We start from the raw sequence: 15940 nt of genomic DNA on the forward strand, positions 1-15940 counted from the left end.
GCAGAACAGCTCGCAGAGCTATAACTAGCAATACGATAATGCTTTATTGCAAGCACTTCCACCTTGTAAACACTCGCATGTGACTGTTCTACGGTCACTTTCAGTACGCAAAGAGCCTACGCCAAGCCAGCTACCGCGCTCGATAGCTATGCAGTTTGGCGCTAGCTCGCTACTCTGACTGTGTCTTTACAATGAGTTACATTTATTTACTCCTTATACTCATTCTACACACCGCCTAGCGACCCCAGTTGCGGGGTGAGTCTACCCGGACTGCTCTGCATACTTTCGGCACCGGCTGTCGTATGGGTAGCCGCTGGGCGGGGAATTTTCCGACCAGCTTATCGCTATGCTTCGCTCTGCTGCCGCATTGGTTACTGGGCTCGGGCTTTTTTGCCTGGGCTGCCAAACTACCAACTCCGTTACCACTAGCACTCCTACTACCGAGGCGCGCCCACCTGCACCGGGCGCGGCGCTTTTTGAGACTCGTTGGGTACTACGTCAAGTCGGGACCCAACAGGTTACAGTGCCTGAAGGTGGCCAAGAACCCTACCTGCTGCTACGCCGCACCGGCGCGGCCGAAGGCCAGGGCAGTTGCAATCGCTTCCGTAGCACGGCTGCTACCGACAGCACCAGCCACTTGGTTTTTACGCCCTTGATGAGCACGCGCATGGCCTGCCCGGCCCTGCCCACCGAGCAGGCGTTTACGCAGGCACTAGCCACCGCGCATTCTTTCCGCATTAGCGGCGATACACTAAGGCTCTATGCTGCCACCGAGCCCGATGCCACGCCGCTGGCCCGGTTGGAGGCGGTGTACTTGCGCTAGGTTGCCGCGTCTGTCCTTGCGAGCGCAGCGACGCAATCGTACCTGTTGAGCGCGACTCGCCAGGTTCCGTTTGGGTGCGATTGCTTCGCTGCGCTTGCAAGGACAGAAGTTTTCTACGCTGCTTCAGTCTACGTCTTGAAAGCCCGTGCTACCGCGCCCACGCTAGGCGCTCGCGGGTACTTTGCAGCCGCTGCGTCAGCACATCTAACCCAGGATTGTGCACGCTACCTAGGTGCGTCGTTGCAAACTCCTTGTGCGGCACATAGCTACCGTTGTCCACGGCCTGGCCTACCTGCTTGTAAGCATCGCGGAAGGGCACGCCGCTCTGGATTAATTGATTAATGTTCTCAACCGAGAATATGGCGTCGTACTTCGTTTGGTCAATAACGCCAGGCACTACCTGCAAGGCTGGCACGGCAAAAAGCAGAATATCCAGAATGTCAGCAAACTGCACCATCGGCCGGAACAGAATTTCTTTGAGAATCTGGAAGTCGCGGTGGTAGCCGCTGGGCAGATTGTTTATAGTGAGGATAATGTCGGTGGGCAGCGCTTGTAGGCGGTTACAGTGGGCGCGCACCAGCTCAAATACGTCGGGGTTTTTCTTGTGCGGCATGATGCTGGAGCCCGTCGTAAACTCCTTAGGCAGCAGCACAAACCCTAGGTCCTGGCTATTATACAGCACCAGGTCATATGCCAGCTTACTGAGCGTGCCGGCCACGCTCGCAATGGCGAAAGCCAGCGTTTTTTCAGTCTTGCCGCGCAGCATTTGCGCACCCACCGAGCTAACGGCTACGTCGGCAAAATCCATCTCCCGCGTAGTCTGCTCGCGGTTGATAGCGAAGCTGCTGCCGAAGCCTGCACCCGACCCTAGGGGGTTGTGGTCGGCCACAGTGTGCGCTGCTTCCAGCAAACTCAGGTCGAGCAGCAGGTGCTCGGCATACGCCCCAAACCACAGCCCAAAACTGCTCGGCATTGCCGCCTGAAAGTGCGTGTAGCCAGGCAGCAGGTCGTTCTTATACTTCTCGCCCTGTTGCAAGAGTAACTCGGTCAACTCGAGAATTTTCGCGCCGATTTTCTCGCAGTAGTCCTTGATGAACAGCTGAATGGCTGTCAGCACTTGGTCGTTGCGCGAGCGCGCTACGTGGATTTTCTTGCCCGCGTCACCGAACTTCTCAGTCAGGTAATACTCGATTTTGGAGTGTACGTCCTCAAAATATTTTTCAATCTGAAACGTGCCGTTTTCAACCTGTGCCAGCAGCTCGTCCAGGCCTTGCAGCAATTGGCCTTCTTCTTCCCGCGAAATCATTCCGATACTCGCCAGCATCTTGGCTTGCGCCTTCGAAGCCAGCATATCGAAGGGTGCCAGATACATATCCAGCTCCCGGTCCTGGCCGACGGTGAATTTCTCGATTTTATCGTTGACCGAAAAGCCTTTTTCCCAGATTTTCATTGGTAGAGATACTACTCCCCGCCTGTCCTGCTGAGCTTACGAAGCATCCTATCGTGTTTGGTTTAATAACCCTAGGGTGATAAGATGCTTCGCAAGCTTAGTAGAACAAGTGGGGAAATTTAGAAGTTAAAATCAGTCAGCAATTCGATGTAGTCGGCAATGCCGCCGCGAATTTCACTGAGCAAAATGTACTCATCCGGCGCGTGCGAGCGGGCACTATCGCCCGGCCCCATTTTCAGCGTCGGGAAGCGCATCAGCGCCTGGTCAGAAAGCGTAGGCGACCCATAGGTAGTCTTACCCATTGCCACGGCTTTTTGCACTAGTGGGTGCCCTAGGGGCAGGCCCGACGACTGCAAATGCGTGGAGCGCGGCGTGATGTCGGCCTGCACGTGGGCGCGGATAATTTCCAGAATTTCCTCGTTGGAATAGCACTCCGTGGGGCGCACGTCTACCACGTAGCGGCACTCGTCGGGCACCACGTTGTGCTGCGTGCCGGCGGTTATTTGCGTCACCGTCATCTTCACCGGGCCGAGCATTTCCGATACGTTCGGGAACTGATACGTGCGCAGCCAATTGATGTCGTCAAGTGCTTTATACAGCGCATTATCCCCTTCATTGCGAGCGGCGTGACCGGTGCGGCCGCGCGCCACGCCATCGAGCACCAGCAAACCTTTTTCGGCCACGGCGGCATTCATGCCAGTGGGCTCGCCCACGATACCTAGGTCAATTTTACCTAGTTCGGGCAAAATGCTTTTCACGCCATTCGCGCCCGAGACCTCTTCCTCGGCCGTGATGGCGCAGATGAGGTTGAACGCCGTGGGTTGCTCGTAGAAATATCGAAACACGGCCAGCAAGCTCACCGCCGACGCGCCTGCATCGTTGCTGCCCAGGCCAGTCAGCCGGTCGCCTTCCAACGTCGCGCCGAAGGGCGGGTATGTCCAGCTCGGGCCGGGCTTCACGGTGTCGTGGTGCGAGTTGAGCAGCAGCGTGGGCCGGGAGGCGTCCCAGGTTTTGCTGGTCGCCCACACGTTGTTGCCCTGCCGCTGCGCGGGAATGCCGTACTGCCCCAGAAACTGCATAAGCAAGTCGGCCGTGCCAGCTTCTTCGCGCGAAAAGGATGGCGTTTGGATGAGCTGTTGCAGCAGCGCAATGGCGTCGTCGCTCAGCCGGGCAATTACTTCAGACATAGCACCGTGCGCAGCTCAGAATTGATATGCAAAGCGTGCCCGATAACAACCCGGCGCACACCCTGGTGCAGCGCCGCAAAGGCATTCTCCAACTTTGGCAGCATGCCGTCGGCAATGATGCCCTGGGCTTTCAGCGTTTCGTAATGCGCCGCGTCGATTTCGAGGATTACCGAATTGTCATCATTTACGTCGCGCAGCACGCCGTTTTTCTCGAAGCAATAGTGCAGCGTTACATCGGCCACCGGAGCGAGCGCCACTGCCACGGCCGAGGCAATGGTATCGGCGTTGGTGTTGAGCAGCTGCCCTTGCCCGTCGTGAATGATGGGGCACAGCACCGGCGTAATGCCAGCTTGCAGCAAGCTCAACATTAACTCTTTGTTAACGCTTGCTGCCTTGAGGTCGCCCACGAAGCCAAAATCCACGTCTTTCACCGGGCGTTTCACGCCCCGAATTACGTTACCGTCGGCCCCGCTCAGGCCTAAAGCATTTACACCTAGACGCTGCAAAGTGGCAACTACTTCTTTGTTGGTTTTGCCCGCGTAAAACATCACCACAATGTCGAGGGTAGCAGCGTCGGTTACGCGGCGGCCGTTTACCATCGTGGGCGTCAGGCCCAGCTCACGCATCATCGCGCTGGCGCCTTTGCCGCCGCCGTGCACCAAGATTTTAGGGCCCGCGCTAGCCGCGAATAGGCCCAGAAATTTCGTTAGCTCAGCCGCATCGTCAATGATGCCGCCGCCAATCTTATACACCGTTACCTCAAGGTTATCCATATCGTATTCAACCGCCGCCGTGGCCCCGGCCGCGAAAAAAACAGCTCAGTCTATTGCGCGCAAAAGTAGGAACTTTTACCTTTGCGGCTCCATTATGGCCCCTGGTTTGCTAGTGCATCACTAGCCCACTTGGCTGCTCCGCAAATGACGCTCTTGGCTCGCACCGTTCTTCAGCTTTCTACTTTGGCCCCCCAGCGGGCCACGGAAGGTGTGCGCTCGCTGACCTGCGCAATGCTGCGACGACCCTAGCCGGCTTCAATGGCCGGACGCTGACTTGCAAGTCAGCCTTTTCCGGGCAAATCCTCGTACTGAGAGGTTGCCCGACCGCTTATCCGATAGAGTTCGGGTTTTCTGCCGCTAACTCGCTTACCGCGGGGGCCGGTTAACTACGTTTCTTTCCGTAAGTATTTCCTCCCTTTTTTATATCATGACAATTCGGGTTGCAACGGCAGCAGATACGCACTACGCGGATTTGCTGTGCCAGTGGTACATCGAGTCGGCCAAGCAGCGGGGCACGGGCATCGCTAAGCGCGACCCGGAATATGTGCGCGAAAAAATGCGCCAGGGCAATTCAGTTATCGCCTTCGTCGACGGCGAACTGGCCGGCTTCTGCTATATCGAAACCTTCGAGAGTGGCAAGTTTGTGGCCAATTCGGGCCTCGTCGTTAATACTGAGTTGCGCAAGCACGGCCTAGGTCGTGCTATCAAGCGCGAGATTTTCCGCTTGTCGCGCACCAAGTACCCCGCCGCTAAGATTTTCGGCATCACGACCAGCTTGGCCGTGATGAAAATCAACTCCGACCTAGGCTATGAGCCGGTTACGTTCTCGGAGCTAACCACGAGCGAGGACTTCTGGAAGGGCTGCAAAAGCTGCAAAAACTACGGCATCCTGACCGAAAACGAGCGCAAAATGTGCCTCTGCACCGGTATGCTGTTCGATAAGCTCGATGCGCCCCTACCCGAACACGAGATGCCGGAAGAAATGCGCCTGCCCATTGTGCAGTAGGTGGCACTGGCGCGAGTTTAGGCTTCGCCTAAACTCGGGTCTTTCATAAAGTGGAGGCTGCGCCTCCACTGCCGCGGCAGCGGCAAATTCGCATCGCTTTATTTAACCTTAAACGCAAGCTTGCCGCTAGCGCGGCAGCGGAGGTAAAGCCTCCACTTCACAACAGGCACGGGTCACGGCTTCGCCCAAACTCGCGCCAGCACAGCCAACCGATAATGAAGAAAAAGGCAATTGTAGCGTACAGCGGCGGCCTCGACACGTCGTACTGCGTGGTAAACCTCTCGCGGGAGCACGACCTCGAAATTCACACCGTCATCGTGAATTCGGGCGGTTTTTCGGAAGAGGAACTACAGTCCATCGAAAAGCGCGCCTACGAGCTGGGCTCGGTGAAGCATGAGGTAATTGACATTACCGAGCGCTACTACCACGATTGCCTACGCTACTTGCTGTTCGGCAACGTGTTGAAGAACGACACCTACCCGTTGAGCGTGAGCGCCGAGCGCATGTTCCAGGCGCTGGCCATTGCCGAATACGCCAAGCGCGAAAATGCCGAGTACATCGTGCACGGCAGCACCGGCGCCGGCAATGACCAAGTGCGTTTTGACGTGGCTTTCGCCGTTATTGCGCCCAACGTCGAAATCATCACGCCCATCCGCGACCAGAAGCTGTCGCGCCAGGCTGAGATTGAGTACCTGCAAAGCCAGGGCTTCGAGATGAGCTGGGAAAAGGCTAAGTACTCCATCAACCGTGGCATCTGGGGCACCAGCGTGGGCGGCGTCGAAACGCTGACCTCGCGCCAAGCCCTACCCGAGAGCGCCTACCCCACCCAGCTTTCTAAAACCGAGCCTAGCCAGCTGGAAATCACCTTCGAAAAAGGCGAGCCAGTGGCGCTGAACGGCGAGAAGATGGACGCAGTAGCTCTCATCCAAAAGCTCAATGACCTAGGCGGCGCCTACGCCATCGGCCGCGACACGCACGTGGGCGACACGATTCTGGGCATCAAGGGCCGCGTGGGCTTCGAGGCTCCGGCAGCGCTGCTGCTCATCAAGGCGCACCACCTGCTGGAAAAGCACACGCTCTCGCGCTGGCAGCAGCTCAATAAAGAGTCGATTGCCACCTGGTATGGCACGCTGCTGCACGAGGCGCAGTACCTCGACCCAGTGATGCGCGACTTTGAGGCCTTCCTGGCTTCGTCGCAGGAGCGCGTGACGGGTACGGTGTTCGTGGAGCTGCGGCCTTATCACTTTGAATTGCTCGGCATCGAGTCGAAATACGACATGATGCAGTCGAAGGTAGCGACGTATGGCGAGGAGAACAACGCTTGGGATTCGCGCGATGCGCGTGGGTTTATCAAGATTTTCGGCAATCAGCTGAAGATTCACGCTAGCTTCAACGAGTAACCTCACTCCCTAGCCCCCTCTCCCTGGGGAGGGGGGATTAGGTCTAGTTTTTAGTCTCAGTCCTAGCCCAGCTGTCTGTCAGCGCCTACGCCGTAGTTCCCCCTCTTCTTCCTAAGGCGAGGGGGCCGGGGGGTGAGGTAGACAGCACTGGCAATCAAGCCATGCAAAACCAAAAAATCACCGTCGGCATCGTGGGCGGCGCGGGCTACACGGCCGGCGAACTACTGCGCCTGCTGCTGCACCACCCGTACGCCAGCGTAGCCACCGTCGTGAGCTCGACCCAGGCCGGGCAGCCGGTGCATACTGTGCACGACGACCTGCTGGGCGATACCGACCTCACCTTTGCCAGCGAGCTGACCGGCGACGAGGACGTCGTATTCCTGTGCCTCGGCCACGGCAACTCGCGCAAATGGCTACTCGAAGCCAACCTGCCCGCTAGCACCAAAGTCATTGACCTAAGCAATGATTTCCGCCTAGGTGCCGACCGCGACGTAGCTGGCCGACACTTTGTGTACGGCTTGCCCGAAGCCAACCGCGAGCAGATTCGCACGGCCGACAGCATTGCCAATCCGGGCTGCTTTGCCTCGGCCATTCAGCTGGCGCTGCTGCCGCTAGCTGCTGCTGGGCATCTGCACGATGCCGTGCATGTGTCGGCCATCACGGGCAGCACGGGCGCGGGGCGCGGCCTGGTCGAAACCACCGGCTATACTTGGCGCACCGGCAACATCTCGACCTACAAAACCTTTACGCACCAGCACCTGGGCGAGATTGGCGAAACGCTAGTGGGCTTGCAGACAGGCTTTAAGCAGCCCGTGCGCTTCATCCCCTACCGTGGCAATTTCACGCGGGGCATCTTCGCTTCCGTTTATACCACCTGCGAACTTTTAATACCAGAAGTACAAAAGCTGTACTCCGACTATTATCGCGACGCGCCGTTCACATTCGTGTCGGACAAGGAAATTCACCTCAAACAGGTAGTGAACACAAACAAATGCCTGGTACACGTGGCCAAGCACGACGACCAAGTGCTCATCACAACGGCGCTGGATAACCTGCTGAAAGGTGCGTCGGGGCAGGCTATTCAAAATATGAACCTTCTGTTCGGTTTCGAGGAAACGGCAGGCCTAGGGATAAAGGCTTCGTTTTTTTAACCTACAACCTAGCAAACACGAGCGAGATGGGGACAGGAGCAAATATTCGTAAATACCTCATTGCACTGTTTATCACTTCTGCGTTTGCATTTATCGCGTGGCTTTACTTCACAAGCCCGTACACGACAGATGCAAGTGAGAGATGGCTATCGCTTTTACACAACGGTAGGGTTAGCCAGATTTGGTTAACCGGCTCAAGAAGCCCAGAGCTTTATAATATTATTGACACCGTAAAAATTGAAGATAAAGTCATAATTAGTAAAGCTGCTTTTTATATAGCTAATAGAAAGCTAATTATTCGCAAATTCATAAATTTCAAAAATCAGTTATACACGTGCAATGCTACTTTATTATCAGATGGAAATTCTTGGCAATTGTACTTGATGAAGCTTCCTGATGGAAGGGGCTTAATAGAATCTTTGCGAAACGATAGTATTTATCAAGACGATAGAGCCATTTTTTATCTAGATAGCATTTTTCAGAATAACGTTAAAAGAAAGCTAGTAAAACCATGAACCTCTTCAACGTTTATCCGCTGGTTGACATCACGCCGGTGCGGGCGCTGGGCGCGACGCTGTGGGACGACAAGGGCCAGCAATACCTAGATTTTTACGGCGGCCACGCCGTGATTTCCATCGGCCACAGCCACCCGCACTACGTGCAGCGCCTCAGCAAGCAGCTGCAAAACATCGGCTTCTACTCCAACTCGGTGCAGATTCCGATTCAGCGCGAGCTGGCCGAGAAGCTGGGCGAGGTGTCGGGCTACCCCGAATACGCGCTGTTTCTGTGCAACTCGGGCGCCGAAGCCAACGAGAACGCGCTGAAGCTGGCGTCATTCCACACCGACAAAACGCGCGTGCTGGCCTTCAAGGGCGCGTTTCACGGGCGCACGAGCGGCGCGGTGGCTGCCACCGACAACCCTAAAATCGTGGCTCCCTTCAACGCCGGGCACGCTGTTTCCTTCTTGGAATACGACCTAGCGGCCGTGGAGCAGGCGCTGCAAGCCGGCGACGTGTGCGCCGCCATCATCGAGCCAATTCAGGGGGTAGGCGGCATCATCATGCCTTCCGATGACTTCTTGCGCGGGCTGGCGGCGCTGTGCCAGCAGTACGGCGCGCTGCTCATTGCCGATGAGGTGCAGTGCGGCTATGGCCGCAGCGGCAAGTTTTTTGCCCACCAGTGGGCTGGCATTCAGCCCGATGTTATTTCGGTGGCTAAGGGCATGGGCAACGGCTTTCCCATTGGCGGCATCCTCATCGCGCCCCACCTGAAGGCGTCGTACGGGCTGCTGGGCACCACTTTCGGCGGCAACCACCTGGCCTGCGCCGCCGCCCTGGCCGTGCTCGAAGTTATTGAGCAAGAGCACCTCGTGGAGCACGCCCGTACCCTAGGCGACTACCTGCGCACCGAGCTACTAGCCCACGCCGGGGCCGAAGAAATTCGGGGTCGCGGCCTGATGATTGGGGTCAAGTACGACTTCCCCGTGAAGGAGGTGCGCGACAAGCTGCTCACGGAGCACCACATTTTTGTGGGCAACGCCTCCGACCCCACGGTACTGCGTTTGTTGCCGCCATTGAACATAACTAAGGCTGAGGTTGACGTATTTTTGCAGGCGCTGTATGCCCTCACCGAAAAAGCGGTGGCCGTTATTCAGGAGCCTAGCGCGCTGGACTAACGGGGCGGGCACTGGCCGAGTGGCTTTGATTTTTCTTACCCTTACATACCTGACAGGCATTTAGTTAGCACAGTGGAAAACTCAAAAACAGTAAAACTCATCCTCGAAGACGGCACTGAGATTCAGGGCCAATCGTTTGGCGCGTTTAGCTCGGTGGCGGGCGAAGTTGTGTTCAGCACGGCCATGACGGGCTACCCGGAAAACCTCACCGACCCCTCGTTTGCGGGGCAGATTCTGGTGCTCACCTACCCCATCGTGGGCAACTACGGCGTGCCCGGCGAGGATTTGTACGAGTCGATTTCGAAGATTTTCGAGTCTGACAAAATTCACATTGCTGGGCTAGTAGTGAATTACTACTCTGACGAGCACAGCCACTGGAACGCCGCCAAGAGCCTGGGCGACTGGCTAAAAGAGTACAACATCCCCGGCATTGCAGGCGTGGATACGCGCATGCTTACCAAGATATTGCGCGAGAAAGGCGCCATGCTGGGCAAAATCGTGGCCGAGGAAGACGTGCCCCTGCACGACCCTAACCTCGACAACCTAGTAGCCCAGGTGAGCCCGCCCGAAGTGAAGCACTACGGCAGCGGCCAGCACAAAATCGTGCTCGTGGACTGCGGCACCAAAACCAACATCATCCGCTGCTTCCTGGAGCGCGACGTGGAGCTGATTCGGGTGCCCTGGGACTACGACTACAGCCAAATCGACTACGACGGCCTGTTCCTAAGCAACGGCCCCGGCGACCCCAAAATGTGCGAGGCTACCATCCAGCACCTGCAAAACGCCTTACAGCAGGACAAGCCGATTTTCGGTATCTGCCTCGGCTCGCAGCTCATGGGCCTAGCGGCGGGCGGCGACACCTTCAAGCTGAAGTATGGCCACCGCAGCCACAACCAGCCCGTGCGCCTGGCTGGCACGCAGCGCAGCTATATCACTAGCCAAAACCACGGCTTCGCCGTTGATACCGACACGCTCCCCGCCGAGTGGGAAATGCTCTTTGAGAACCTCAACGACGGTACCTGCGAAGGTATCAAGCACAAGACCAAGCCTTTCTTCTCCACGCAATTCCACCCGGAGGCCGCCGGCGGCCCGCAGGACACGGAGTTCATGTTCGATGATTTTATTGAAGCAGTTAAGAAGCACAAGGCAACTAGCAACTAACGCTAGTTGCCTTTTTTTTAACCTGCTGAGGCTTTGCACGGCTCTTACTACAACTAACTAATTTCTTACTAGCGAGAATAGCTGGAAGCTTTTTTCAGCCCACACGATAGATGAACAAACCCACTAAAGTTCTTATCCTCGGTTCCGGCGCGTTGAAAATCGGGGAGGCCGGCGAATTTGACTATTCCGGCTCGCAGGCGCTGAAGGCGCTGAAAGAGGAAGGCATCCGCACCATCCTCATCAACCCCAACATTGCCACCGTGCAAACCTCGGAGGGCATGGCCGACGACGTGTATTTCTTGCCCGTGACGCCCTACTTCGTGGAGGAAGTCATCAAGAAAGAGAAGCCCGACGGCATTCTAGTGGCGTTTGGCGGCCAAACGGCGCTCAACTGCGCGGTGGCGCTGTACCGGGCTGGGGTATTTGAGAAGTACAACTTGCCGGTGCTTGGCACGCCGGTGCAGTCGATTATCGACACCGAGGACCGCGATATTTTCAAGGAGAAGCTCGACCAAATTGGCGTGCTCACGGCCCGCAGCGTGGCCGTGACGACGATGGACGACGCCCTGGCAGCCGGCGAGCGCATCGGCTTCCCGATTATCGTGCGTGCGGCGTTTGCCCTAGGTGGCCTGGGTAGCGGCTTTGCCAACAACATGGACGAGCTGCGGTCGCTGGCCGAGAAGGCCTTCACGACTTCCGACCAGATTCTGGTGGAAGAATCGCTGAAGGGCTGGAAGGAAGTGGAATACGAAGTGGTGCGCGATGCATATGATAACTGCATCACGGTCTGCAACATGGAGAACTTCGACCCCATCGGTATCCACACCGGGGAGAGCATCGTGGTGGCCCCGTCGCAGACGCTCAGCAACCGCGAGTATCACAAGCTGCGCTCGATTGGTATCAAGACCATTCGGCACCTAGGCATCGTGGGCGAGTGCAACATTCAGTACGCGCTCGACCCGGTATCAGAAGACTACCGCGTGATTGAGGTGAACGCCCGCCTGTCGCGCTCGTCGGCGCTGGCCTCCAAGGCTACGGGCTACCCCCTGGCTTTTGTGGCGGCCAAGCTAAGCCTGGGCTACTCGCTGGCCGAGCTTAAAAACAGCGTGACGCAGACCACGACAGCGTTTTTCGAGCCGGCGCTCGACTACGTGGTGGTGAAGCTGCCGCGTTGGGACCTAGGCAAGTTCTCGGGCGTGCAGCGGCAGATTGGCTCGGCCATGAAGAGCGTGGGCGAGGTAATGGCCATCGGCAAGTCGTTTGAGGAAGCCATCCAGAAGGGCTTGCGCATGCTGGATACCGGTAAGCGCGGCTTCGTGGGCAATGCGCCCGATGCAGCTGACAACGAAACCATTGACCGCCTGCTGAGCGAGCCCAACGAGGAGCGCATCTTCGCCATCACCCAGGCGTTTGAGGCCGGCTACACCATCGAGCGCGTGCACGACCTGACCAAGATTGACCTCTGGTTTTTGCAGCGCCTGTACACCATTTTCGAGCTGGGGCAGCGCTTGGCTACCGGGCGCGAGCAGGGCTTAGAGTCGCTGGACGCGGACTTGCTGCGCGAGGTCAAAAAGGCCGGTTTCTCGGACCAGCAGCTTGCCGTGCAAGTGCTAGGCTCTACCGACGTGAAGGCCGATGAGCTGCGCGTACGCGCGCACCGCAAGGCCCTAGGGGTGCTGCCGGTGGTGAAGCAGATTGATACGCTAGCAGCCGAGTTTCCAGCTAAGACCAACTACCTGTACCTTACCTACCACGGCACCGAAAACGACCTCGCGCCCGAAACCGAGCAGTCGATTGCAGTGCTGGGCTCGGGTGTGTACCGCATCGGCTCGTCGGTAGAATTTGACTGGTGCGGCGTAAACGCCGTGCAAACGGCCGCCGCCGAAGGCTACAAGACGCTCATCATCAACTACAACCCCGAAACCGTATCCACCGACTACGACGTGAGCGACCGCCTCTACTTCGAGGAACTGAGCTACGAGCGGGTGATGGACATTCTGAACTTTGAGCAGCCCACGGGCGTGATTCTGAGCACGGGCGGGCAGATTCCGAACAACCTCGCTACCCGCCTCGAAGACGCCGGCGCACCCATCCTGGGCACCTCGGCCGCGAGCATCGACATGGCCGAAAACCGCCACAAGTTTTCGAGCATCATGGACGAGCTGGGCATCGAGCAGCCCCGCTGGAACGAGCTGACCTCGCTGGAAGCCATGCACGCCTTCGTGGGCGAGGTGGGCTACCCGGTGCTCATCCGCCCGAGCTACGTGCTGTCGGGCGCGGCCATGAACGTGGTGTCAAACCGCCAGGAACTGGAGGAATTCCTGCAAACGGCCACCGAGGTGAGCGCTGAATACCCGGTGGTAGTATCGGAGTTCATCCAAGAAGCCAAAGAGATAGAGCTGGATGCGGTGGCCAACAAGGGCGAAATCGTGAGCTACGCCATCTCGGAGCACGTCGAGTTTGCCGGCGTGCACTCGGGCGACGCCACCATGTACTACCCCCCCCAACGGGTGTACGTGGGCACCATCCGCAAGCTCAAAGACATCGCCGAGAAAATCGCCAAGCGCTACCAAATCAGCGGCCCGTTCAACATCCAGTTCTTGGAAAAGAACGGCGTGATTCGGGTAATCGAGTGCAACATCCGCGCCTCGCGCAGCTACCCCTTCGTGTCGAAGATTTCGGGTAATAACCTGGTTACCAAAGCCACGCAGGTGCTGCTGGGCAAGAAAGACATCACCCGCGACGACAGCGAGCGCGTGTACGACCTGCCCTTCGTGGGCGTGAAGGCCCCGCAGTTCTCGTTTACCCGCCTGCCCGGCGCCGACCCGGTGCTGCGCGTAGACATGGTGAGCACCGGTGAAGTAGGTTGTCTGGGCGACACCGCTGAGGAGGCCCTGCTGAAGTCGATGCTGAGCGTGGGCTACAAAATCCCGCAGAAATCGGTGCTCATCTCGGGTGGCCCCATCAAGTCGAAGGTGGCCCTGCTCTCGGCCGCCGAGCTGCTGGTGAAAAAGGGCTACCAGGTGTTCGCCACCCAGGGCACGCACCGCTTCTTCGCCGAAAACAACGTGCCGAGCAGCCTGCTCTTCTGGCCCGACGACCACCAGGAGCCCAACGTGCTAACCTACCTGCGCGAAAAGAAAATCGACCTGGTTATCAACGTGCCCAAAAACCTATCGAAGGGCGAGCTGGATAACGACTATAAAATCCGCCGCACTGCCATTGACTTCGGCATCCCGCTGCTGACCAATGCCCGCCTGGCCTCGAAGTTCATCCGCGCCTTCTGCTCGCTGGAGATGAAGGACTTGAAAATTAAGAGCTGGAACGAGTATAAGGCTATGTCATAGCCGCGGTAACTCTACAGTAGCTAGCGCAAAAACAAGGGGCAAGGCCGATTGGCTTTGCCCCTTGTTTTTTGCAAGTCATACGCAATGCGGCTACTCCCCAGCCGCCAGCCGCTTGGTGTGATAGGTTACCTGCAATGCCTTGATGGCAAGCAGCAACTCGCCGCTGGCAGGGCCAGCTACTTCGGCGGCGGGCACGATGGTGGTTATCGGCAGCAGGCGCACGGGGGCGGGCGGTGCACCTAGGTCAGTTAGCCACTGGGTCAGCTGCTCGCCCGAACTGAGATAGACGATTTTGCCTAGGCCTAGCCAGCCGTGGGCGGCGGCGCACATAGGGCAGTGCTCGCCGCTGGTGTAGAGCGTGGTGGCGGCGCGGTCGGCGGGGCTGAGGTGGGCCGCCGCCCACTGCGCCAGGGCCAACTCGGGGTGAGCCAGGGCATTGAGCTCGTTGACGCGGTTGCGGGCTTCGGCCAGTACCTCACCATTGGCCCCGACCAGCAGCGAGCCGAAAGGCTCATCGCCGGCTGCCAGGGCTTCGGTGGCCAGGGCGAGGCAGCGGCGCAGGTACGCTAAATCGACGGAAATGAGGCTGGAAGGCATGGCGGCGCGTTAGGGCTGGGGGTGGAGAATGGCCTTGGAATTGCTGAACGTGGGGCGGCCGTTTTTGTAGCCCAGCAGCGGCTGGGCGATGGTGCGGATGGCCTCGACGGCACTGCTGGCCTCTAGTAGCACGAAGGTGGCCGGGCCGCCCACGCGCAGGCCCGTTTGGCGGGCCAGCAGCCGGGCGGCGTGGGTGGTTATCATCTCATACGTAGCCCGGATTTCGGCATCGGTGGCGAGCTGCGCGATGTTGGCGTACATATTGGCCAGGCGCACCAGCGAGGCGTCGCCGTAGGGCGTGAAGGCGTTGAGGATGTTGTTGCTGGACAGCGTAGTAGTGATGCCCAACTGCGCCAGCTCGTTGGCATTCACCACCCCGCGCGGAATGAGGTGGGTCTGCTCCTGGCCCATCATCAGCAGGTCAGTCGCGGGCAATACCGTAAGGGCGATGTCGGCCGCTTGCAGCAGCTGCGCCAGCTCGGCGCGCTGGGCCGGGGGCATGGCGCTCAGCTTGTTGACGTGCCCGATGGACACGCGGCCCTGGTAGCCGCGGCGGCGGGTTTCGGCGGCTATCTTGGGGATGCCCGACTGGCTGGGCTCCAGGTCAAAATCGAGGTGAAAATCTACATTGACGTTGAACTCCTCGGCCAAGTCAAAAATCAGCTCCACGTGGCGGTCGGGGTCAGGGTCGGTGTAGGGGCAGCCGCCCACTAGGTCGGCGCCCTGCTGCAGGGCCTGGCGCAACAGGTCGTAGGTGGCCATTTCCTGGGTCAGCCCCTCCTGGGCAAAGGCGCATAGCTCAATATCGATGGCGGCGGCGTAGGCTTGGCGCACGCGCCGCAGGGCTGCCAGCGAGCGTAGGCCAGCCCTAGGGTCGGTTTCGACGAAGGTGCGCAAACCCATCGTGCCCTTCTTGATGGCCATTTCGACTACCCGGCTGGCCCGCGCGAACACGTCGTCCTCGGTAAAATCGGCCTTGGCTTCCTTGGTTATGTTGGCGGCCTCCTCCTTGCCGTGCGCATCTGGGCAGCGGTCGAGAATGCAGGCTTTGTCGAGGTGAATGTGGGTTTCGAAGAAGCCGGCGCACACAAATTGGTGCTCGGCGTCGAGCACCGCGTGGGCCGGGGCCGTGATGCCGGGTTTCAGCAGCTGGATTTTATCGGCCACGATACCGATGTCCACGCCGGTTGGGTGGTCGTCGAGGTGAGCGTTTTTAACGAGCAGGTCTAGCATTGGGGAGAAAGCAAGGGGGCGGCCCGCCGGGTCTGGCGGCTACCGGAGCCGCCGCTTCATCAGCTTAAAAAGGGTACGGCGCGGCCGGGTACGCAGTACGCGGGGGCGGCCGAGGGCGTTGCTGCTGCCGTGGGCCG

The 15940-nt window shown here is 58.5% G+C and carries 12 protein-coding genes; 7 read left to right on the forward strand and 5 right to left on the reverse strand.

Annotated elements, in window-relative coordinates; translation table 11 throughout:
• Positions 1–346 precede the first annotated feature (346 nt).
• Positions 347–823, forward strand: coding sequence for an META domain-containing protein (locus JAO77_RS22715; protein ID WP_198992836.1), 477 nt, complete (start codon positions 347–349; stop codon positions 821–823).
• A gap of 148 nt (positions 824–971) precedes the next feature.
• Here JAO77_RS22715 and argH read toward each other — a convergent pair whose 3' ends face one another.
• From argH to argB, 3 genes are all read right to left on the reverse strand, one after another.
• On the reverse strand, positions 972–2273 hold the full coding sequence (gene argH, locus JAO77_RS22720; protein ID WP_198992837.1) for an argininosuccinate lyase: 1302 nt from the start codon (positions 2271–2273) through the stop codon (positions 972–974).
• 119 nt (positions 2274–2392) lie between these two features.
• Positions 2393–3460: a M20 family metallo-hydrolase gene (locus JAO77_RS22725; protein ID WP_198992838.1), complete on the reverse strand. Its 1068-nt coding sequence runs from the start codon at positions 3458–3460 to the stop codon at positions 2393–2395.
• The gene (argB, locus tag JAO77_RS22730) at positions 3448–4233 is read right to left on the reverse strand and encodes an acetylglutamate kinase (RefSeq protein ID WP_198992839.1); all 786 of its coding nucleotides are present in this window, start codon (positions 4231–4233) and stop codon (positions 3448–3450) included. Before argB ends, JAO77_RS22725 begins: the two co-directional genes overlap by 13 nt.
• A gap of 427 nt (positions 4234–4660) precedes the next feature.
• Between argB and JAO77_RS22735 the strand changes: the two genes are divergently transcribed.
• The 6 genes from JAO77_RS22735 (at position 4661) to carB (ending at position 13973) form a co-directional block, all read left to right on the forward strand.
• Complete coding sequence (locus JAO77_RS22735; RefSeq protein WP_198992840.1) at positions 4661–5239, forward strand: GNAT family N-acetyltransferase; 579 nt, start codon at positions 4661–4663, stop codon at positions 5237–5239.
• A 215-nt stretch (positions 5240–5454) separates the two neighbouring features.
• The gene (gene argG / locus JAO77_RS22740) at positions 5455–6639 is read left to right on the forward strand and encodes an argininosuccinate synthase (protein ID WP_198992841.1); all 1185 of its coding nucleotides are present in this window, start codon (positions 5455–5457) and stop codon (positions 6637–6639) included.
• A 161-nt stretch (positions 6640–6800) separates the two neighbouring features.
• Positions 6801–7790, forward strand: a complete 990-nt coding sequence (gene argC, locus JAO77_RS22745; RefSeq protein ID WP_198992842.1) for an N-acetyl-gamma-glutamyl-phosphate reductase — start codon at positions 6801–6803, stop codon at positions 7788–7790.
• A 511-nt stretch (positions 7791–8301) separates the two neighbouring features.
• The gene (locus JAO77_RS22750; RefSeq protein WP_198992843.1) at positions 8302–9465 is read left to right on the forward strand and encodes an aspartate aminotransferase family protein; all 1164 of its coding nucleotides are present in this window, start codon (positions 8302–8304) and stop codon (positions 9463–9465) included.
• Positions 9466–9537: 72 nt separating this feature from the next.
• Positions 9538–10626 (forward strand): glutamine-hydrolyzing carbamoyl-phosphate synthase small subunit, encoded by a 1089-nt coding sequence (carA, locus tag JAO77_RS22755; protein ID WP_198992844.1) that lies wholly within the window; start codon positions 9538–9540, stop codon positions 10624–10626.
• Positions 10627–10736: 110 nt separating this feature from the next.
• Positions 10737–13973 (forward strand): carbamoyl-phosphate synthase (glutamine-hydrolyzing) large subunit, encoded by a 3237-nt coding sequence (carB, locus tag JAO77_RS22760; RefSeq protein WP_198992845.1) that lies wholly within the window; start codon positions 10737–10739, stop codon positions 13971–13973.
• Positions 13974–14063: 90 nt separating this feature from the next.
• On the opposite strand, the gene JAO77_RS22765 is transcribed toward carB, so the two are convergent.
• Complete coding sequence (locus tag JAO77_RS22765) at positions 14064–14570, reverse strand: nucleoside deaminase (RefSeq protein ID WP_198992846.1); 507 nt, start codon at positions 14568–14570, stop codon at positions 14064–14066.
• Between the two features lie 9 nt (positions 14571–14579).
• Positions 14580–15803 (reverse strand): amidohydrolase family protein, encoded by a 1224-nt coding sequence (locus tag JAO77_RS22770; RefSeq protein WP_198992847.1) that lies wholly within the window; start codon positions 15801–15803, stop codon positions 14580–14582.
• Between the last annotated feature and the right edge of the window lie 137 nt (positions 15804–15940).

Source organism: Hymenobacter sp. BT559 (assembly GCF_016427535.1).
In the GTDB taxonomy this organism is placed as follows: Bacteria; Bacteroidota; Bacteroidia; order Cytophagales; family Hymenobacteraceae; genus Hymenobacter.